The following is a 20,638-nucleotide window of genomic DNA, read 5'->3' on the forward strand; positions in this document are numbered from 1 at the left end:
ATTTTAAATTTAATAATCTTGACTGACTAGTCAGTTATTAAATTTTAGGCAAAGAGGTACTCATGATAACTTTTTTTATCTGGGTTGTTTCTTTTTTTGCATTTTTGCCGGCTCTTGACGACCCTTCTTCCTTTTTCCCACAAGGCGACGAAATCATGCACATTCGTACAATTCGAGAGAGCCTAACAACCGGTCACTGGGTTTTGCCTCAGGTTTCCGGGTTTCCGAATCCCTACAAGCCACCGCTATTGTTTTGGTTGGGCATTGCCTCCGATCGGTTATTTGGTATTAGTTTTTTTGCCGAAAGATTGGTTTCTGCGGCATTGGGTGCTAGTTCAGCGACTTTGATTTATCTCTTATCAAAGATGTTTCATTCTTCCGGAAAGATGAGTTTGATTTTAGCGACCAGTTTTGCATTTTCTTTCGGAACTTGGAAATTCTCACGACTGGTAATGATGGAAGAAGCCATGGTATTCTTCTTTCTCCTCTATATCTATCTTTTCTTAAAATACGACTTAAGTAAAAAGTATTCCTATTTTCTTGCGGCGAATTTCATATTAGGAATCGGATATTTACTCAAAGGCCCTATTATAATCATTTACGGCGCAATTGTAATATTAAGTTTCTTTTCGGTCGACTTTTTGAGAAACCGAAAAGGTAAATTCCAATTGGAATACGCGAATTTACTTCACTACATAAAATTAATTCCCGGATTTTCATTCGCACTATTAGCGCCTACCGCTTGGACTTTCTATCTATACTTCTTCAATGAAAACGGGAAAGATCTTATTAAGTTCTTCTTTGTTGCAGAGAATGTCGGGAAATTCAATGTCGCAAATCAATCAGCTTTACGGATATTAGGCGGATGGATTTTGTATTCACTTCCCTTCACTGTAACCTTTTTATTCGGTCTTATAGAGATGGTAAAAACAAGAATCTCTTCTCCGAGACAAAGAACCGGCCGCGCATTACTCATTTCCTTATTTTTACTGAGTTTGCTCCATCTATTACCCAGTAGAAAAGACCCCTACTACGTCTTACCTTTTTTAAGTGTTCTGTTTTTTCTCCCGAGCATTTACTTCAGTTCCGAAGAATGGTTAGAAAAAATAAACTCGATTGCAAACAAATTTTTTATAGGGACGATCATAGTTCTCGCTCTATTTGCAAATTTATATTTCGGGAATATTACACTCTTCGCAATCAGCTTGGCAACATTATGCCTGATGATTTATTTTTGGAAAATTCATTCTTCACAAGGGGTCTTTTTCATAAATCTCACCATTATTCCTATGGTTGCATTTTCCATTTTACAACCGTTACAAGACCCAAGGATTGAAGATTACCTTACTGATACCTCAATCAATAAACTTTGTGTCGTAAGTGAGAACCCTTGGGCCGCCATGGAAATGGCAAATAGAATGCCAAAGATAGATGTTATCTACTCTCCTCCCAGTTCGGCAAAAACCGTCTGTGAAGAATCCGATTTCCCTCTTCTGATCTTTTCCGATTTCTTTGAACCGGAAGCGACCTATGACCAAACACATCAATGGTTCTTCTGGCAAGTTCATAGAGAGTATGAAACAAAAGAAATTTTCGAATTAATTCAAGATCCGAAATCAGTCCGTTTTAAACATCCTGTTCGATTTTTTAGGAGAAAACCTGTATGAAAAAAAATGCTTATTTGTTCATTATCCTGGCGAGTTTAATCGTTTGGAATACTTTAAAAAGCGAAGAAGGGAGCTTCGGTGGCAAAGGAGGAAGCATGGCGTTGAACCTATGTCCTCAATTTTGCAACGATATATCTTCTTGTGTGCAAGGTTTGGGAAATTCGGCAAACGATAAGATGATTGTTAAATTATCCTGCGAAACATTTTGTACGAAACAATTCAAACTGATAGAAGAATGCGGTCTCATCCAGCCTTTTTCATGCAATGCTTCTACAAAATGTTTTCAAGACAAACTAGGTTTGCAGTTTTAAGCTTCGGTTACGCCTGTTGGTATTCTTAATATCAGCAGGTTGGTAGTTGCAGTCGCCAAAAGCTTTCCTTTCTCGGTTCGCATCTCTGCTGTCATATGGATAGTGGAAAACCCTTTCGCCTCTATCTTTGCTTCCACAAAAACAGTCTGCTTCGTTTCTACTCCGCGAATATACTGAATATTCATATCGATGGTTGTAGTCGGTTTTTTAGCCACCAAATAGCTGAGAGGACCGAATGCATTATCAAATGCAGCTGCAATATATCCGCCCTGCATCATTCCCATAGGATTGGTTTGATTTTCTTTTACGGGAAAAGAAACAATGATGCTTTTGTTTTTAACATATGATTCCATCTTTCCATCCATATCGATAAAGGAAGGAGGAGGAACCGTAACCTTTCTACCGCCGGCATTGAAACCGTCACTAATCTCTTTTAAAATTTTACCGACATCTTGATTTTCGGACATCTGAATACCCTTTTTTACATGTTTCCAATAGTAACATTCAGGACAAATACTTTCTCTTCCGTTTTGGAAAATATGTTGCCACCGGTAACTTATATATTTAAGTATATCGAGTGAAAAAAGCAAACTACCATCACGGAGATTTAAAAAACAGTATTTTCAAATCCTGTCATAAATTATTACAAAAAAACAAACCTCAGGAGATCAGTTTGCGTACTGTTGCCGATATGGCAGGAGTTTCACACACTGCAATCTATCGCCATTTTAAAGACAAAGAGGAATTACTCGAAGTTATGGCGAGTTACGGTTTCGAACGACTTGCCAGAAGCCAAAAGAAAGCATTCGATCATGCCTCGAATCCCAAAAAAGGATTTGTTTCACTAGGGCTTGCATATATCAAATTCGCTTTGACCAATCCGAATTATTACCGACTTATGTTTCAAACAAAAACAGCAAACCCTTCTCAGGAATTAAGAAGATCTCAGATTCGTTCTTATTCCGTTTTGGTCAGTTCTTGCAAAAACTATCTCGAGTATAAAAATAAAAAAACAAACCATCGTGAATATGCGGTTATGGCCTGGTCCTTAGTTCATGGTTATTCCAATCTACTCATTGAAACCGATTTCCCAAAATCGGAAGCAAACTCTTTGAAAAAAAACGTTCTCGGTTTGGCCGAAGATATTCTAAACCAAGCAATTGATTCCAGTCTCTAATAACTTACCACGACTTATACTTCATATGACTAAAGAATGACTGAGGGATTCCAATAGTCGTTTGTAACGAAGCGGACTTTCTTCCCGAATCGAAACGGAATTTCCTGTAAAGTTTAGAAAGGTCATGATCTGGTCCTGAGTATTTTTAGGAAACCTTTGAATCGATTTTAACCATTTCTCTTTTAAATTATCTTTTCTATTTTCTTTTATATAAGGAAAGTTTTGTGCATGGAGAGGAGTTTTTGATTTCTCTCTTATTTGAGAGGAATTCTGAATGTGTACTTTCTTTACTTTTATTTGCACTTTTTCCTCTTGTTTGAATTCCGTAATTTGGGAATCAGAAAGAAGCTGTGGTGTTTCATATAAAGTATAGGTATCATTTTTTCCCTGACCGTTTCTCTTTACCGAAATATAACCGAGAGCTATTAATTTTTTCTTAGCTTTGATAACAGTGTTTTTTCCAAGTCCGGATCTTTTGCAAATAGTTTCGCCTTCATCCGATTGAGAGTTGCCAACACTTGGGTAACATTGATTTCCCGATCCGGAGAAACTCCATAAACTTCCGTAGACTGCCATGAGCCTTGCTCTCTCTTTCGGTAGTATCCTTTTGTCTCCCATAAAATAAGTGGGGATGCGGATGTACGTTCCTTGCATAATCATCACCTGGTTTTTTATTTTCTAAAATTCCATGGCGAGCCAATTCCAATCTTAAATACAAACCTTCGGTATCGTCCCCTACTCTATATTTTGGAACGAACATTTTGATATGAATCTGTCTTTTCGGTTGGAACCGAAATCTCGCGTGACCCCTTATTGTCGGAGAAGGGATTATGTCACTTTAGAATAACTGGTACAATAACCCCCTGGGGTACCTGTCAAATAAAAAATTATGTCTCTTTTTTTGGGATTTCGATGGAAAGGATTTTTGCAAATTTTGGGAAGGGAAAAGTCCAAGGAGAGACTCCGACATCTCTCCTTGGTTTGCGAGATTCCGTGAGGAACGTACAAATTCAATATGCATCTTCTTCTTTAAAGTACAAGAATTTTTTATTAGGTTGTTTATTTTTTTTACAAACGATTTCTAAAAAAAGAGAATTGGTTTACCTCTGATAACCTAATATTAATTCTTTCTTTATGAAAATAATCACCATTGCCTCTTTGAAAGGTGGCGTTGGAAAAACTACGATCGCAGCTTTTCTTGGACAGGCAATCCGCAAACGTAAAAAAATTCTCGTTTGCGATATCGATCCGAACAATAATCTCACCGACTTTTTTTTAAGAGATGTGGACATCAAAGAACTCCAATCCAGAAATATTTATCATAGCCTCACCGGTAGAAAAGAACTATCGGATTGTATTTTCAAAACCGGTTTTGATATCGATTGTGTACCTGCGACGCCTGAGCTTGCTATGGTGGGAAGTGAGTTGATGAATGATTTCGGCTCAGTGCTTCGTTTCGAATCCGATTTGAAATCATTGAAGTATGACTTGATATTGATTGACACTCCTCCTTCTCTTACTTATGAATTGCAGGCTTCCATTTACGTTTCCGATTTGATACTTTGTCCTATTTCTTATAATCGATGGACGGTTCACGGATATCAGCTTTTGGAAAACCAAGTATTGAAACAGAAAAAAGCGGGTAAAAAAATCAAACTTCTCGGTGTTCCTTCGATGGTAACTGCTAAAAAATCGGAGGCATTAAGCGATGTAGATGAGATCCCTTTGACCAAGACCCATATTTTAAAGAGCGAAGCTTTGGAAAATGCGATCATTCTCGGAACTGCATTGAAAGAATCTTCGAATGCGTGGGTTCAATTTGATTCTTTGGCGAAGGAAGTGATATGAAAGATAAAAAACGCAGTTCGATTTTTGCCGCAAGAACCGGTCTTGATACAAATCAACCGAAGGAAAGCCTTATAGCAAAAGACGATACTGCGGAAAAGATCAATCGTTTGCAAGAGTCGATCGAAACTTCCGCAAAGAATATGGTGAAGACCGCGATTATCATCGGCGATCTTTTGAATGCTAAAAAATCAGAACTAAAACATGGCGATTTTTTACCTTGGATAGAATCAAATCTTACCATCTCCAGGTTTACTGCTTCCCGATACATGAAACTGTATGAAAACAGGGATCGTCTAAATGTTGCACGGGTGCAACATTTGAGAGAAGCACTTGCGCTATTGTCCGAAAGCAAAATTGAAAAAGAAATCAATCCTGATAAGACCGTCAATGCAGCTATCGTATATAGGGAATGGAAAACTACAAAGCGCAGACTTACCAATTCGGAAAGGCAGTCGCTCCAGGATTTGATCGAAAAGAAACTAGGTTTGGAAAAAAGAAAGATAACAAATCTACAAAGAGATCTTTCAGAGCTTAAGAAAAATTAATCACACGACTCTAAAAATGCTTGTACTTTTCCCATGTAAGGGATAGTTTAGTATTACCTATCCTGAATAAGGATCAGGCCTTCTTCCCAAAGCTCTAGGAGAGAGTGAGACCTCTTCTAGAGCATTTTCCTCCCAGCTTGTATCAATCATCATTACCGACTTCAATGCAAGAGCGGGAGCTTCTGTTTGCGCATACCTTCTAGCACTTGAAAATTATGTCACATTAGACTTGACAAAATATCCCCCTGTGCTTAGCATAGGAAGGGTTAAATTCAAAGAATTTGACTTCGGCTGTCTCACATTTGCCGAATTGGAAGAAGGCTAATATCTGTTAGATGCTAGTCTGTTTGGACGCTTTTTGCTTCCTGCTAATTGCAAGACCGTAGGTTTGTCCTCAGGTATTTTGCAGAAGAAAGATTGGGATTCATGGAATCCTGTATCTTGGCGGTAGCTGTTTTAAAAAGGTAGGGTAGGGATGAAACGAACCTTAAGGTTGCCTGTTTGGGTCCAGGATTTGGATCTGTCAATGACGGCAAAAATACTATTGGCTGAGATAGAATCATTGCATAGAAACAAAGGATGTTTTGCTTCGAATTCTTATTTGGCGGAACTTCTTGGAATTGAAACAAATACGGTTGCTAAAAATTTGAGCGTACTTCGTAAAAAAGGGTTCTTGCAGACTGTTTCTTTCGACGGAAGGAAAAGAGTGATGGTTCCCGTTGGAGTAGGGGAGACTCATATCTCCGGGAACGAAAGGTTTGTAAAAACATCCAAGGCAGACTGGGAAAAAAATCCACTTCCTATATTCTTAAATAAGAATAGTACAAAAAAACATATAAGAGAAAAAGAATCCAAACCCTTAGTCTCATTGGAAAATCAAATATCCCGCTTTTCCCCCAGCACGAGAAAAATGATATTTGATAACTTGAGCTTGGCGGAGAACGGATCTTGGAAATTACGAGACGGTCTTTCCGAAAGAATGACTGTAATTTTAGAATCCATATTGAGTAATAAGGGGTAAAAGGAACTGCAATGAAAAATGATTTTGAAGATTCTTTTTCACTTGAGATTTTGCAATCGGAAGTAAGGCGTGCAACTGCGCTCGTCATTATTTTTTTTGTAGGATCTTTATCATTTCTGATTTTGCCTTTGTTGTTTCCGGTTTTATTCAATTATCTGGAGTCGACCGGATTTCCCATTTGGGTTCCGCCCGGATATTTTTTATTTAATATGTTATATGGTTTGGGACTCAGATACTATTTTCTCCATTCCATTCATGCGGAAAAAAAACTAAACAGATGGGTTCGTTACGGGACTGCTTTCTATGAGTCCACAATTCCTACGATCGCTATTTTGTTCTTAGGTAGTTATTATAATTATTCAGTAGAGTCGTTGAATACTCCTCCGAGTTATGCTTACTTTTTCTTTATCATACTCGCTACTTTGCGCTTGGAAGAGAGAATGGCGATCTTTTCCGGGACCGTTGCATCCGTTCAGTATCTAGTTCTTTTTCTGTATTTTCAGACTTTCAATATTTATGCATCCGCCATTGAAAAAATGGACGCACAAATATTTTATCTCGGGAAGTCGGGAATTTTATTCGGCTCGGGAATGATTGCCGGTTTCGTTACAAGGCAGATTAAAATCGCATTTCGGAAATCGTTTCAAAGCGAGATAGATAAAAACCAAATCCGTGCCTTATTCGGACAGCATGTTTCGCCTCAAGTCGTCAATCAGTTGTTAGCCCAAAAAGAGGATTGGGAGGGTGAACTCAAACATGTATGTATGATGTTCTTTGATATTCGCAACTTCACTCAATTCTCAGAAACTCAAACACCGAATCAATTGATACAGTTTTTAAATATTGTATTTTCACATACAATTGAGGCTGTGAATCGAAACGGAGGGATCATTAATAAATTTTTAGGTGATGGATTTATGGCCGTATTCGGAGCTCCTGTTTCCGCAGGAAAGGATGTGGAGAACGGTTTTAATGCTGCGATGGAAATTCGGTCGGTCATTCACAAATTAATAGAAGAGGGCGCCCTTCCGAGGATTGGTATCGGGATCGGACTCCATTGCGGAGAGGCGGTTACCGGGAATGTAGGTTCTAAGGAGAGAAAGGAATACACGATCATAGGTGATGTTGTCAATCTGGCTTCACGGATCGAACAATTGAACAAACAATTTCAAACTGAGATCCTGGTTTCCGAAGATGTATACTTTTTGATGGGAGATAGAAAGAACGAATTTCGATTTTTGGAAGAGACGCAGGTAAAAGGTAAAGCTGCTCCGGTCAAAGTTTATACAATCGAATAGAATAATTCGATTGACTGTGATACATTTTTGTAATACATTAGATTTATGATTAGTTTAAGGATTCCCCAGGAGCTAGAGAGAAAGTTGGATTCTCTTGCGAAATCGAAAGGTAAAAACCGATCGGAAATCATTAAGGATTCTATTCTTGAATATATTAAAAACCACAGTTCTGAAAAAACCCCTTTTGATTTGGGACAGGATTTATTTGGTAAATATTCAGCGGGTGATCGGAACTTAGCAAAAAATAGAAAAGATCTTTTAAAGGAAAAAATCGGACGTAAAAATGAAAAACGACGTTCTAATTGATTCGGGACCGATCATCGCTTTATTCAACTCTTCCGATTCGTTTCATAAACCTATTCTCAAACTTTTCAAATCCTTCAAAGGTACATTGATTACAACATGGCCGGTCGTAACGGAAGTGGTTTATCTGCTTTCCTTTTCAGTGAATGCGCAAACTGATTTTTTGGAATGGATCGAAAGAGGAAGTATCAATGTTCAGGAATTGAATGTCGCCGATTTGAAATATATAAAACAAAGAATGCAAAAGTATTCCGATCTTCCTATGGACTTGGCGGATGCTTCGCTAATGTGTGTTGCGGAAAGGGAAGGAATTCAAAAGATCATTAGCATTGATTCCGACTTTTCCATTTATAAAACGTTAAAAGGAAAATTTTTGAATAATCTTTTTAACGGATAATAACCCTTAGTCTTGTTTGATGTGTTCCTTTAGAATCCGAATTACTTCCTGGATTGCCAAAGGATTTCTATGTACGGAATGATTCCCTCTTAACACCAAATTACTTTCCGCTCCTTCCAAAAAAGAACTCTTATAATCCACGACCGAGTCGGACCAACCAAGAGAACTTTCCCATTCCGTTCGATCAAACATATATAATACTTTTTTTCTGGAAAGTAGCGGAAGGTTCTCCGAAACTCCATGAATGGAGTGAAAAGAAACATCCTTTGGAAATGTTTTGTTTCGTGTAACGGAAATAAATGTACTATCCGGTCGAAGGGATTCTACCCCGGTCGGAATGGATCGAGTTTGGATTTCAGAGAGGGAAAGTTTATAAGTCAAATCGTTTAGAATTCTTTGTATCCCTCCCCATGCTTTTTCCGGGAATCGAATGAAACTGTTAAATGCTTTTGCCCACCATTTTTCCGCGAGTTTGGAACCTCCGTGGGGAACTGCGATAAAGATAAATTTTTTGGCAAACGCCAGCGGTTCGAAATGAAGCATATTTTTTAATAGTTCGCGATCTTCTTTTTTCAATTTCTCCAGATCTTTTACATTTACAATGATGGATTGCAGCCATTCCGCTTCATTAATGCTAAGGGCTGTTAGTTTTGATACCAATCCCCCCATACTATGGGATACGATTACCATTTCCTTGAAATTGGGGTTTGTCTTTATTGGATCGTATTTATTTTGTATGGCGAGAAGAGTTTCTTTGAAACGATAACCGGAATAATAAATAGGATTGCCTGTGGGATACCAGTAAATCCAGAATTGGTATTTTTTGCGAACCTCCGGAATCCCATAAAGGTAATTGATCATATCAATCCAAGTATAGGGGGAGGAAAACAAACCATGGACAAATACGACAGGGATTTTGTCTTTTTGGTATGCTTCTAACATGTAAAGTCCCTGGTCTTGGTCCAATACTTGAGCATTCAATGTAGCCGCAATTCCACTTACTTTTTCCCTATCGTACATCAAAAGAGCAAATGGAGTGGAGAAGTCCGTTTCCAAAGGAACGGAATGATTTCCAACTGTGATGGTATTTATCTTTAAGCTATCGAATACATCCGCTTTGGCATAAAAATCAGCGATGGATTCGGAAGAGGGGATCTTTTTTTTATCCGGAGCGATTTCAATAAACAGAGTGGCGGGAACCGCGTCCTCATATATGTTTTTTAATTCCAAAATCTCGGAAGTATCTTTGTTTTTGGATGTGAGTACAATCGGTACCCCTAGACCGTATTCACTCTGATAGGTGGAGAGTCCTCCTACTTTATAATCGTAAGTGCTGTGAACATTTTCGAAGTTTTTAGGAAAATAATTGAGATTCGGTTTTTTCCATTCAACATGTATATTTCCCTGGATCATAGGAATTTCCAAAGAATCGATGTCAGTGCTTAATTTTCTGGCCCGGAGGGAGTTTACTATATTGGAAAGCGACCTGTTATAATAATCACAGGCCCGCCTGTAATCAGGCAGGAATTGAGGGGATCCGGTCCTATGGGAAAAAAACAAATATGCATAAGAATAATAAAATGCGGTTCCATTGTACTGCAAAGACCGAAGGTTATAATCCTTTTCTTTTTGAGAGAGATGATAGGATAATTCCGCAATGATCAAAGCTAATTTTTGGAGTCTGCTTTTTTGATATTCCAGTTGTAAGTCTTGGATGACCAAGTTCGGTTCCGATTGAAAATCTTCCCATTCCTCTTTTTCCACAAGGTATTGAATCGCAGTATAGGATAATTCCCCCGATATCAGAGTGTGATTGGAAATAGTTCTATACTGTTCGTCATTCTTCCATTTGGAAATGGTAAGACTCGAAGAACAGTAATTGAGTATAAGTAGGAAACTAAGACAGAAAATTATTTGATAAGACATTCTTAACGAATATTTTCGAGATCCGCTTTGAATTTTTTCCTACCTCCCGGATAAGTAATGGAAAACAAACATTGGCAGGACTCCCATTCCGAACTTCCGAATAAAGATTCGACCGGAACGGATTGACATTCTTCTATAGCGGGAGTTATGTTATATGAGGAGACGATTTTTGTAAGTGATTGCAATTCGGATTCGGTGAGAGAAGTTTTTTCCGATTCTACAAGATACCTGGTCAATCTTGCTGATGTGGAAAGCAACTTGGACGCATCCACGCAAGTGGTTCGTTTCATCGCAAGACTATCTTGCGTGATTGCTTTTTCGCTCGCCTTGGCATTGATTGCTGCAAGGAAGATTTCCGAATCTTTGGAAAGTTTCCATTCTGTACGGTAAGGTTGAAAATTCGTGCAATAGAATCCGAATAGAATTAGGAATGGAATGAAAAACTTCATGCCGTGAATTTTCTTTTTTTCTTAAGAACTGTCAATTGATATAGATCAGAAAGAATTCTAATGATGAGACATAATTTATTATCCAATTTAACGAATTAATTTCCAAAATAACGGAATTGTGCTGGTAGGAAAATCTATCACTTCCATGCTGTGAATATGCAAGTTACCGCGGAACCAAGCTTAAGCTATGTGCCCTATTTTCAGCCCATCTTTTCCGTGGAAGATCAAACAGTCGTTGCGCATGAGTCTTTAGGAAGAGGCATTTCATCGAATGGTGATGTGTATGGCATCCCTATCTTTTTGCAAACCCCTCAAACGGAAGAAGAGCAGGATCAATTGCTTCGGATTGATTCTTTGCTGACTGAAAAAGCTTTTTTGCAATTCGCCAATACGAAACAGAAAGGTTATTTGTTTTTGAATATGACCCCCGACCGGATTTTGCATGAAGTGGAACATTCCGATGGAATCAACTTTCCTATTGTTCAAAAAGCCAAACATTACGGAATAGATACATCCAGGATTTATCTGGAAATAACGGAAAGGACCAGCAAACGGGGAATAGATGCCCTCACCACTGCGGTTGAGTTTTTAAAAGAACAAGGTTTTTTGATCGCATTGGATGATGTAGGATCGGAATCCTCCAACTTGGAACGGTTAGGCGCCTTAAAGCCGGATATGATCAAAGTGGATTTAAATCTTTTAAAGAGATCGATTAAATCCCGTGAATTCCAGTCGATATTGGAATATTTGAAGGATATTTCTTTGGGACTTGGCTCGGATTTATTATTCGAAGGGATTGAAAACGAAGAGGAATTGCATCGGGCTGTGGATTCCGGAGCAAGGTTTTTGCAAGGTTATTTTTTGGGAAGACCGAAGCCTCATTTTTTAAATCCTAATGATTCTGACGGATTATTAAAACCTCATTTGGACAGTTTTCATCAAATGAAGAGAAAACAGATCTCTTCGGATCTGGTGTTTGAAGATTCCATCAAAAATATATTGGAAAAATTGGTCATCCCCACGAAGACGATCGGTAAGCGGGTGTTAATTGATGCAAATTCGATTTTTAAACAATCTTCTTCCATCCAAAGGGTTTATATCACCGATTGGGACGGAACTCAAGTTTCTTCTTATTATGAAAGAAACGGGGAATCTTCCTTTCGGGAAAACAATTCCAATCTGCATAAAAACTGGTCTTATCTTCCGTTTTTTTACAAACATGTAAAACAAGCATTCCGAAACTCTTCGGCTTGGCAGGTAAGCGAGCCTTATTGGGACAAAAGTATGAATCAAAAGTTGGTTGTATTTTCAAAAATACTTGAGGGGCAATTATCCATATTTATTGATGTATCTATCCCCAAAACATGAGTTCCTTCAAACCACTTCCTTTTTTCTCAGGGCCAATGGTACAATCCTTGTTTGCTTCCTGGAAGTCCAAACAAGATAAATCCTATCCATTCTTAAAAAAGAGTCGGTGGCATTTGGTCAAAACAGATGGAAATGTTTCTTTGCTTTCCTCCTTAAACGAAGTTGAAGACTCAAAAGGAACATTGATATTATTGCATGGTTGGGAAGGCAGCATTCATTCCAGCTATATTGTCCGTACTGCGAATCATTTTTTTCAAAAAGGATTTTCCATATTTCGGCTCAATCTGAGAGATCATGGAGATACTCATCATTTGAATGAAGGAATCTTTAATGGAAGTTTGTTTGAAGAAACATACGAAGCCGTGCGCATTTTATCTCTTAAGGCCAATAAGACAAAACCGGTATATTTGATCGGATTTTCTTTAGGAGGGAATTTTGTTTTGCGGATTTTGCATCGTCATTCTTCGGAGAAAAAATCAAAACAGATTCAGAATCTAAAATATTCTTTTTCCATTAGCCCGGCTATCGATCCCTATGAAGCAACTTTGAAAATGGATGAACATCCGATTTTAAAAAAATATTTTCTGAGAGCTTGGGCAAGATCTTTAAAAAAGAAGGCTACATTATTCCCGTTTCTTTATGAATTTGGAAATATGAACCGGCATAAGTCGGTAATGGATCTTACGGAAAAGATGATTTCCGATCATTCCGAGTTTGCAAATGTAGCGGAGTATTTTTCCACTTACACTTTGAAACCTGATTTTTTTAGTAAAATTAAAACTCCGGTCACTGTCTTAACATCCGCGGATGATCCTGTTATACCTGTTTCTCATTTCTATGAGATACCAAGAAACCCCTATTTGGAAGTGGTTGTGGAAAGCAGAGGAGGGCATTGCGGATTTATTGAAGATGGAAAACGCAGCGCTTATTACTGGAAGATCATGGAAAGAAAAATGAATTAGAGGGAAAGGCTTGGCCAGTGTTCTTTCCAATAAGGAGCCATTTCCGATTGTGGTGTGGTCCAGATCTGAAAATGCAATTTTTGGATTGCATCCGCGTTCGTTAGAATAGCAGCTAGCGTTTGTTTATCGATTGTTTCCGGCCCTTCTTCAATCAATTTGACCATTGACGATTTTATTTTTATGGAAAGAGAAGGATGCGCTTCCTTCTTCCCTTGCATTTGTCTATGTATTTGAAAATATCTAGGATGAACCAAACCTAAAAACAGGCCCGGGATGTTTTCGTTTTTGAGCTCATCTTTAAATCTTTTTTTGCATTCGGAGAGTTCGGTAATTTCCCAGGTAGGATCGTTTTCTTCTTTGGTTTGGAAGAGCCATTTTAGAATCCGATTGGAAGGTGAAAAAGTAAAACTGGAAAAATAAACTACAGGAACGGACAAAATCCAACCCAGCCAGATCGGTAAAGTGGAGTAGAATAGAATTTCGGAAACTCCGTTTAGAAAAAAGGCAACTGAAATTCCTAGCAAAGTCAAACCTGAAAACGATTGAGCGATGGAACGTAAGGAATAGAGTTTTTTAGCGTCTCGATTTTGAGGAGCCCATTCTATTTTTTTATTAAATAGAGTGAAGAATATAAAAATAGTATAATATATTAAATATATCGGAGCTAAAAGAATCGAGAATACGGTCTCCAGAATGAAACTGATGGTCAACCCGAAGAATCCTCCGTGTGATTTTCTAACTTCCGAATTCAATAATCCGTCAATCCAACCGAGGATTCTCGGCAAAAACAACAAAGTGATCGAGAGAGCCAAAAGTTCAAAATAAAGAGGGAAGTAGATTTGTTTGATAAAAAATTCAAATTCTTCAGGAAGTAAAGAGAAACTTAAAAATCGAAAATCATTCCAATAATTCCACATACTGAGTATGATGTAAATCGCCCAAATAGGAGCGCTTGCATAAGAAAAGATTCCAAGGATAATATGAAGTCTGTTGAGCAGAGGAATTTTCTTCGCAAATAGAAACCAAAGATGTTGTAAATTTCCCTGACACCATCTGTTATCTCTTTTTAAGGAATCTAAAATGTTGGGAGGACTTTCTTCATAACTTCCTTCCAGATCATAGGCAACGCTTACAGAAAAACCGGCACGTCTCATTAATGCGGATTCTATAGTGTCGTGGCTGAGAATCTTACCGCCTATCGCACCGTATTCGGGAAGATGCGGAAGAGCACAATGTTCCATAAAAGGTTTGATCCGAACGAGAGCGTTATGCCCCCAGTAGGAACCTGCATTCAGTTGCCAATAGTTGGCTCCTGCTTGGAATATAGGAGAAAATAAGGAAGAGGAAAATTGATTTAGCTTTTGGAAAATCGTTTTTGCATCAAAAAGTTTGGGAGTGGATTGTAAAATACCGATCGTGCTGTCTTTTTCCATAATCGCAATCATCTTTGCAATACAAGAAGAACTCATTAAACTGTCCGCATCTAAAACCAACATATACCGATAAAGTTTTCCCCAACGTCTGCAAAAGTCCGCCAAATTGCCGCTTTTTCCGTTGAGATTAATTTTCCTTCTACGATAGAATATTTTATCGAAACTATCGAGTCTTTCGCATAACTCAAAATAAGCGAGCTCTTCCTTGATCCAAAGATCCGGATCTCGTGTGTCGCTTAAGATAAAAATATCGGTGTTTTGAAGAATACCTCCTCGTTTGAGAGAATTGAATAAAACTTCTATCCGAGCGATCGTCCCTCCTATCTCCTCTCCGTAGATAGGCATTACAGCTGCTGTCGGTGCAGATTGGACGGTTGATAGAAAATTTTCATCGGGAGGAATCAAAGAAGAAATTCGTAAAAGATCTCCACCTTTCTTTCTTCTCTGGATAAAACCGAAAATGGAAACGGAAGCCCCATAAGCGAGCAATGGAAACAGTAAAATAAAAGTGATACTTTGGTAATATTCACTGAATCCTACGTCGTTGAAGTAAGCGATTCTGAAAAATACGGTAATCCCCCAGAAAACAGGAATTAGGCTGGCAGATGCGAAAACGATTCTACGGAAACGGAAGATAAATTGATCTGTTTTGAAATTGAAAAAATTCATAGTAACTTAAAAATTAAAAAATAATAAATCATACTCCAGAAGAGTGCGGATAGAATGAAGAAAAAAGGTTTAACCGTTCCGGGGAGTTTCGGATTCTTCGCAGCGGGTGGGAAGTCCAAATTTCTCGGAACCATGGAAGTGAGTTTCCACTCTTTATTTAAAGTATTGAAAGGGAGGTCTGTTTTTTGAGAAGATTGGATTTCTTTTAACCAAATTTTCCATGCCGATGCAACGGATATAAGATCAGGGTTTTGTTCCTGAATGGATTTTTCGAAAGCCACAAGAATTTTCGCAATTTCAAATTCATTGTTTATTCCCAGAGCGAGCAAGTAGGTCCTTGCATTGGTCGCTAGAAATCTTTTCAACGAATTATCTGGAGAGTCCGTCTTCATATATCCATGTCTCACTAATGGTCTGATCGTCTTTTTCCAAATGGACTTTCCATTCCAAGGGAGATTCGAAACTTGCTTCCTCTTTCGGGTATTGGATCACCAATCTCCATTGGCTCATCTCTGAGATTTTTTCAATCGTATAATGTATATCCGGATTTATCTTTCGGTTTGTTTGGATGATTGGCTTCGGCGGATTGTTCCTATCTAATTTTTTTATGTCGTCACCGGTGAAATACAAAGTGAGGGTTGTTACATTCGGGAATAAAGGATCTTGTCCGCGAAATACTGCGGAAACTTTTGCTAACGTATGTTCTTCGGGGGAACGTTCGTTTAGAAAAAGGGAATAGTTGATGGAAAAAGGTTCGAGGGGTTGCGGATGCGTTTCCGGCTCCCAAAATGCTCCCATATTATCATCCGAATCCAATTGAGTTGCAATCTCTAATAAATGTAAGTTGCCCTTTCCCCAATCATTTTCAGGAACGATCCAAGCGCTCGGCCTGAGATGATATTTCATCTTATCATCTTGATAACTTTTGAATTTCCGATCTCTTTGAATGAGTCCGTAACCTTTGAATGAATTTGCGGGTATTTTGGTGATAGTGGTTTTTTTGGGATTGATCAGCGGTCTCCATTCCCAAACATCCTTTTCGGTTAATAAAAGTAAACCGTCCGAATCATGTACTTCGGGATGAATGTTCTGATTGATGGGAATATCCGTTTCTCCGTATAGAAACATAGAAGTAAGAGGAGCAAAGCCCAATCGTTTGACTTTCTTTCTAAGATAAATTTTCGATCTTACTTTGACTTCGCTGATTTTTCCCGGCAGGAAGGTAAGATGATAAGATCCGACCGCACTTTCACTATTGAGGAGCGCGAAAATCTCAATGGTTTGATCGAACTTTTCAGGTCTTTTGATATAAAATTCTTCGAAGATGGGAAATTCCTCTTTTTCAGGAAGTCCCGTATTGATGGCAAGTCCTCTTGCGGATAATCCGTATACCTGGCCTTCCGATATAACCCGGAAATAGCTTGCTCCTTGGAATACGGCAAATTCCTCCAAGCTATTACTGTTGTTAAGCGGGAAGTGGATTCTAAAACCGGTATAGAGTAATCCTTTGGAAAGACTCGCAAAATGATCCGGTAATTTCAGATTTCCGAAGTCGAAACGGGAAGCATCGTATTTGATTTCTGAAGGTTCATTGTCCACTAATTCGTAGATATGAACTCCGGTGGAATAAATATGACCTGGGTGAAAGAATTGAAGTTGGAAAGGGAGACCTAAGTTTTTCCAGATGGCGATTTCGGGCTTATAAGCGATTTGCCTGTAATCTTCGTAATTGATTCCATCCAGAGAAGGAACTTTAACCAATGTTGGTCGAACATAGTCTTTTTTTAAAAGTTTTTTTGCTTTTCGATCCAAATGGTCCAGACCGAAAGGCTGGTTTTCATTGCTGAATATATCTGTTAAGGAATGAAGAGAAACGGAATCTTCGTTTTTCAAAAAAGAAAACCCGGCAAGAACGATCGCAATCAAAGCAAAGAAAAAGTTTAATTTTTTCATTACTCATACCATTGTAATGAGTAATGAAATATCTGACCATTCCTTTTAAAATCTAAAAAGTTTTGTGCTGTGATGTAACGATGCGGAGACTTCTTCCAGATTTTGCATTGCTCCGATGATGGAATGAATAGATGCGGATTGTTCTTCCGAAGTAGCGGCCAATTCACTCACAACACTATTGTTTTCCGTATTTCTATGCATGATCACTTCCAGCTCTTGATTGAGCTTCTGTGATAATTGATCGATATTGGATGCAATTCTAATCAATTCTTGGATGGCCGCTTTTTCCTTTTCAGAGTGTGTGAATATTTCCTGAAATGAGGATTCTATTTTTATAATATCATTTGCACCGTTTTGAAGTTCAACTAGTCTGGATTTGTTATCATCCGTTACAAATAATAACTCGGATCGGAAACCGGATATAGACTGATGAATTTCTTTCGCGGACCTAGAAGACTGTTCCGCCAATTTTTTAATTTCTTCCGCAACCACCGCAAATCCGGCGCCTGCTTCTCCCGCGCGTGATGCTTCGATTGCGGCGTTTAATGAAAGTAAGTTGGTTCTATCCGCTACATAAGTAATAGAGCTTAGAATATTTGCAATTTCATTGGATTTGAGAGCGAGAGCTTCCAATCTTTTTGTACCTGAATCCACGGATACGCTGAATGCGTTCATCTGAGAAGAAAGATCTTTGGATACGGAAAAGGAATTATCTATCACATTCCTAGTATCAGCGATCGTTTTGGAAAGGGAAGAGGCTTGGTTGTTTATGGAAACGATGGATTGGGTGAGCGCTATAATTTGGTCGCCAGCCTGAGACGAACTCTCCTGAGTTACGCTTACGCTATCGGAAAGAGTATTGAGCGATTTTGATAATTCTTGTACGGAAACATCGATTTGTTTGATGGAATTATTTGCCATGCTGGAATGAACTTCCACAAATTCGGAGTTGGAATATAGTTGTGAGACCAATCCTTTCATTTCCACTTTCAAATCGCTCAATTTTTGGAATGCAGTATAAAAAGTATTGGAGTCATCCGGAATCTGGATATTTGTTTTTAAGTCCCGTTCGGCCAACCCTTGGATTTGGGTTTCCAATTTTTTCAATTCGTTTTTAAAGAAAATTTCCTGGAAAATGTAGCCGAGAACAAATGCCAAGCTGGAAGCTCCCAGAAAAAATAAACCTAACTCTAGTTTGTTTGCGAACAAAGTGAAATAAAAACCGGCAACTCCGACCGGAATCGGTAAACCTAGGAAAAAAATATTTTTGTGATTGGAAATCCATCGTGTACCCGATTGTAGTAAAAGATGCCATAAGGTTTTTTGGCTTTTTCTCATTCCAAATAGAATCTCTGCGGCTTCGATTTGTTCAGGCGAAGCATGGGTCCGAACTGACATGTATCCGATCGGGTGGTCTCCTTGGAAAAGGGGGGAAATGTTTGCATCTACCCAGTAATGATCTCCGTTCTTACAACGATTGATAACGACGCCGTTCCAGGATTTATTTTGGTTCAGGGTATTCCACATATCTGCAAAGACTTCCCTGGGAACTGATGGATGACGGACGATATTTTGAGGTTTGCCTAGTAGTTCTTCTTCTGAAAATCCGCTGATTTCACAAAACTCCGCATTTACGAACTGGATAATACCTTTCAGGTCTGTTTTTGAGATGATATTTTGACCTGGCAAAAATTTTCTTTCGGTGTTGGTTACAGGGCCGTTATTTTTCATTGGACTTAGAATTAATTTAAACCTATTATCAGTAAAATTGCCAGATGATTTACGAGCAATCAGATTCTAAAAACGGACCGCAATTTTCAGTTATCATTATTATGAAAAAATATTCAGCATTTTTTAACAAATTATTCATCGTGTTTTTTCTATTGTCTTGCGCCAACCCCGAGAAAACAAACAAAATCATCGGTGAATCTGTTACAGGTACTAAGGAAAAACCCTTATCCTTCCAAAAAATCGCCCCGCTAACAACAAACGCATTGGGCGCAAGAAAAAATATTCACGAAAAAGGTTGGTTGTTTATACCTTCTTCAAAACAATCCATCGAATCCGTCGTCGAATCAGGTAGAATGAGCTCCAGAGTTGCGAAATCGTTATTATTTGTGAAATGGAAAAAGAGAGCCTCCGATTACCCTGGTAGTTTGAAAACAACGATGGAGAAGATCGAAACTTTTAGCGAAAAAACACGTTCTTCCGGAACCGCTTTGTCTTCCGATATCTTTCAATTCTCTTTGCAGCTAACGGCCGATGAGTGGAAGCTTGCGAAAAAAATGGGGAATACTGCGGGAGAAAGGTTGATCAACGGTTATCTCTTTCTTGATGACAAAGTGGAAGAAGATACGGAGCAAGTATTGAAGGCGTATTCCGATTTGAATGAAAAAAGATCCGGTGTAACCAAGTCGTTGAATGAATTGTTTTTCGATACCACTTCCAAAAACGGAAAAAAACTTACTTCTGCGTGGAAGGGTAGTTATGCGAAAACTACGAAAGCATTTTTGGATGAATATGAAGAATCGGGAAGCCGGGATAATACGTTAACGGCTCTTTGGGATATTTTTCAAGGATATACGTTCGCTTTGAAGGAATTGGTAGTTCCTGCCGCAGAGACTACGGCATCCGTTGGAGAAACGATCGTGGTGGGAGGTGTATTTGTTCCTGTCTCTCATTTGCTTACGGTATCCGGGCAAACAGTTGTAACGACAGGTATGGTTTTATACTATTCGACTAAAGTCGGTTATAGGGTAATCAGCCCCAGTTTGGAAGCGGGATTATTCAGTACAATGGGAATCGCTTCCGCTTCTTCCACCGTACCAACTCTTGTAACGGGAGGAGGGATCTCCGCATTTAATCAGGTAACAACTGTCATAGGATCAAGAGTAGGGGAGGGCGCAGCAAAGGGAGGCGCGGTAGTAGGCGAAACGACGACACTTGCAACCGGAGTTGTTTATGATTTTACCGTTGATTCGGCCAAGTCCTCCATCTATCCTTTAAAATCTGGATTGATACTTGGTTATACCGCATTGACAGCACTGCCTGTACATTTAGTGACAGCAATTCCGGATGGGACCATTTTCCTGACTTACGACGGCCCGAGAGTTGTGATTGCCGTAGTGCGTGGAAATTATGCAGGGTTTGAAGATCTGCCTACAGGAACGATCGTAGATTTGGAAGAGGCGAAGAAGTCGGGGAGAGTTGAAATACTTACAAGCGATCCTGCAATTATCAAAAAAGTATTGGATGCGGAAATCAGCGAAAAAGAAAAAGAACATACCAAAGCAAATAAAGGTAAAAATTAA

20 protein-coding genes are annotated in these 20,638 nt (G+C 38.7%); 12 read left to right on the top strand and 8 right to left on the bottom strand.

The window, feature by feature from the left end; genetic code table 11:
• The first annotated feature begins 62 nt into the window (after positions 1 to 62).
• On the top strand, positions 63 to 1,667 hold the full coding sequence (locus DI077_RS19655) for an ArnT family glycosyltransferase (protein ID WP_109022511.1): 1,605 nt from the start codon (positions 63 to 65) through the stop codon (positions 1,665 to 1,667).
• Positions 1,664 to 1,978, top strand: a complete 315-nt coding sequence (locus DI077_RS19660) for a hypothetical protein (protein WP_109022510.1) — start codon at positions 1,664 to 1,666, stop codon at positions 1,976 to 1,978. The genes DI077_RS19655 and DI077_RS19660 overlap by 4 nt, the downstream gene beginning before the upstream one ends.
• On the opposite strand, the gene DI077_RS19665 is transcribed toward DI077_RS19660, so the two are convergent.
• Entirely contained in the window at positions 1,975 to 2,445 is a 471-nt protein-coding gene (locus DI077_RS19665; protein ID WP_109022524.1) for a PaaI family thioesterase, read from the bottom strand. The two genes, DI077_RS19660 and DI077_RS19665, sit on opposite strands and share 4 nt — an antisense overlap.
• A 110-nt stretch (positions 2,446 to 2,555) precedes the next feature.
• Here DI077_RS19665 and DI077_RS19670 point away from each other — a divergent pair, with 110 nt between their 5' ends.
• Positions 2,556 to 3,155 (top strand): TetR/AcrR family transcriptional regulator, encoded by a 600-nt coding sequence (locus DI077_RS19670; RefSeq protein WP_109022509.1) that lies wholly within the window; start codon positions 2,556 to 2,558, stop codon positions 3,153 to 3,155.
• A 21-nt stretch (positions 3,156 to 3,176) separates the two neighbouring features.
• On the opposite strand, the gene DI077_RS19675 is transcribed toward DI077_RS19670, so the two are convergent.
• Positions 3,177 to 3,809: a helix-turn-helix domain-containing protein gene (locus DI077_RS19675; RefSeq protein ID WP_167837234.1), complete on the bottom strand. Its 633-nt coding sequence runs from the start codon at positions 3,807 to 3,809 to the stop codon at positions 3,177 to 3,179.
• A 480-nt stretch (positions 3,810 to 4,289) separates the two neighbouring features.
• Here DI077_RS19675 and DI077_RS19680 point away from each other — a divergent pair, with 480 nt between their 5' ends.
• The 6 genes from DI077_RS19680 to DI077_RS19705 all read left to right on the top strand — a co-directional run bounded on the left by DI077_RS19680 (position 4,290) and on the right by DI077_RS19705 (position 8,567).
• Positions 4,290 to 5,003, top strand: coding sequence for a ParA family protein (locus DI077_RS19680; protein WP_109022506.1), 714 nt, complete (start codon positions 4,290 to 4,292; stop codon positions 5,001 to 5,003).
• Positions 5,000 to 5,548, top strand: a complete 549-nt coding sequence (locus DI077_RS19685; protein ID WP_109022505.1) for a DUF3102 domain-containing protein — start codon at positions 5,000 to 5,002, stop codon at positions 5,546 to 5,548. Before DI077_RS19680 ends, DI077_RS19685 begins: the two co-directional genes overlap by 4 nt.
• A 475-nt stretch (positions 5,549 to 6,023) precedes the next feature.
• Entirely contained in the window at positions 6,024 to 6,569 is a 546-nt protein-coding gene (locus tag DI077_RS19690) for a helix-turn-helix domain-containing protein (RefSeq protein WP_109022504.1), read from the top strand.
• Positions 6,570 to 6,580: 11 nt separating this feature from the next.
• The gene (locus tag DI077_RS19695; RefSeq protein WP_109022503.1) at positions 6,581 to 7,867 is read left to right on the top strand and encodes an adenylate/guanylate cyclase domain-containing protein; all 1,287 of its coding nucleotides are present in this window, start codon (positions 6,581 to 6,583) and stop codon (positions 7,865 to 7,867) included.
• A 45-nt stretch (positions 7,868 to 7,912) separates the two neighbouring features.
• Positions 7,913 to 8,173 (top strand): ribbon-helix-helix domain-containing protein, encoded by a 261-nt coding sequence (locus tag DI077_RS19700; RefSeq protein ID WP_109022502.1) that lies wholly within the window; start codon positions 7,913 to 7,915, stop codon positions 8,171 to 8,173.
• The gene (locus DI077_RS19705; protein WP_109022501.1) at positions 8,151 to 8,567 is read left to right on the top strand and encodes a type II toxin-antitoxin system VapC family toxin; all 417 of its coding nucleotides are present in this window, start codon (positions 8,151 to 8,153) and stop codon (positions 8,565 to 8,567) included. Before DI077_RS19700 ends, DI077_RS19705 begins: the two co-directional genes overlap by 23 nt.
• Before the next feature lie 6 nt (positions 8,568 to 8,573).
• On the opposite strand, the gene DI077_RS19710 is transcribed toward DI077_RS19705, so the two are convergent.
• Together DI077_RS19710 and DI077_RS19715 are read right to left on the bottom strand one after the other, a co-directional pair.
• Positions 8,574 to 10,493, bottom strand: a complete 1,920-nt coding sequence (locus DI077_RS19710; RefSeq protein WP_109022500.1) for a lipase family alpha/beta hydrolase — start codon at positions 10,491 to 10,493, stop codon at positions 8,574 to 8,576.
• A gap of 2 nt (positions 10,494 to 10,495) precedes the next feature.
• A complete protein-coding gene (locus DI077_RS19715; RefSeq protein ID WP_109022499.1) occupies positions 10,496 to 10,942 on the bottom strand; it encodes a hypothetical protein in 447 nt (148 codons plus the stop codon).
• A 189-nt stretch (positions 10,943 to 11,131) separates the two neighbouring features.
• On the opposite strand from DI077_RS19715, the gene DI077_RS19720 reads away from it, so the two are divergent.
• Both DI077_RS19720 and DI077_RS19725 read left to right on the top strand, forming a co-directional pair.
• A complete protein-coding gene (locus DI077_RS19720; RefSeq protein WP_242935473.1) occupies positions 11,132 to 12,310 on the top strand; it encodes an EAL domain-containing protein in 1,179 nt (392 codons plus the stop codon).
• Positions 12,307 to 13,272: a YheT family hydrolase gene (locus DI077_RS19725; protein WP_109022497.1), complete on the top strand. Its 966-nt coding sequence runs from the start codon at positions 12,307 to 12,309 to the stop codon at positions 13,270 to 13,272. Before DI077_RS19720 ends, DI077_RS19725 begins: the two co-directional genes overlap by 4 nt.
• On the opposite strand, the gene mdoH is transcribed toward DI077_RS19725, so the two are convergent.
• The 4 genes from mdoH to DI077_RS19745 are packed head-to-tail and all read right to left on the bottom strand — an operon-like array spanning position 13,269 to position 19,058.
• Complete coding sequence (mdoH, locus tag DI077_RS19730; RefSeq protein ID WP_109022496.1) at positions 13,269 to 15,374, bottom strand: glucans biosynthesis glucosyltransferase MdoH; 2,106 nt, start codon at positions 15,372 to 15,374, stop codon at positions 13,269 to 13,271. The genes DI077_RS19725 and mdoH overlap by 4 nt on opposite strands.
• Entirely contained in the window at positions 15,371 to 15,739 is a 369-nt protein-coding gene (locus tag DI077_RS19735; protein ID WP_135354946.1) for a hypothetical protein, read from the bottom strand. The genes mdoH and DI077_RS19735 overlap by 4 nt, the downstream gene beginning before the upstream one ends.
• 4 nt (positions 15,740 to 15,743) lie before the next feature.
• Positions 15,744 to 17,327, bottom strand: coding sequence for an OpgD/OpgG family glucan biosynthesis protein (locus DI077_RS19740; protein WP_109022494.1), 1,584 nt, complete (start codon positions 17,325 to 17,327; stop codon positions 15,744 to 15,746).
• Positions 17,328 to 17,372: 45 nt separating this feature from the next.
• A complete protein-coding gene (locus DI077_RS19745) occupies positions 17,373 to 19,058 on the bottom strand; it encodes a methyl-accepting chemotaxis protein (RefSeq protein ID WP_109022493.1) in 1,686 nt (561 codons plus the stop codon).
• A 101-nt stretch (positions 19,059 to 19,159) separates the two neighbouring features.
• Between DI077_RS19745 and DI077_RS19750 the strand changes: the two genes are divergently transcribed.
• The gene (locus DI077_RS19750; protein WP_109022523.1) at positions 19,160 to 20,638 is read left to right on the top strand and encodes a hypothetical protein; all 1,479 of its coding nucleotides are present in this window, start codon (positions 19,160 to 19,162) and stop codon (positions 20,636 to 20,638) included.

Source organism: Leptospira kobayashii, from assembly GCF_003114835.2.
Taxonomy (GTDB): domain Bacteria; phylum Spirochaetota; class Leptospiria; order Leptospirales; family Leptospiraceae; genus Leptospira_A; species Leptospira_A kobayashii.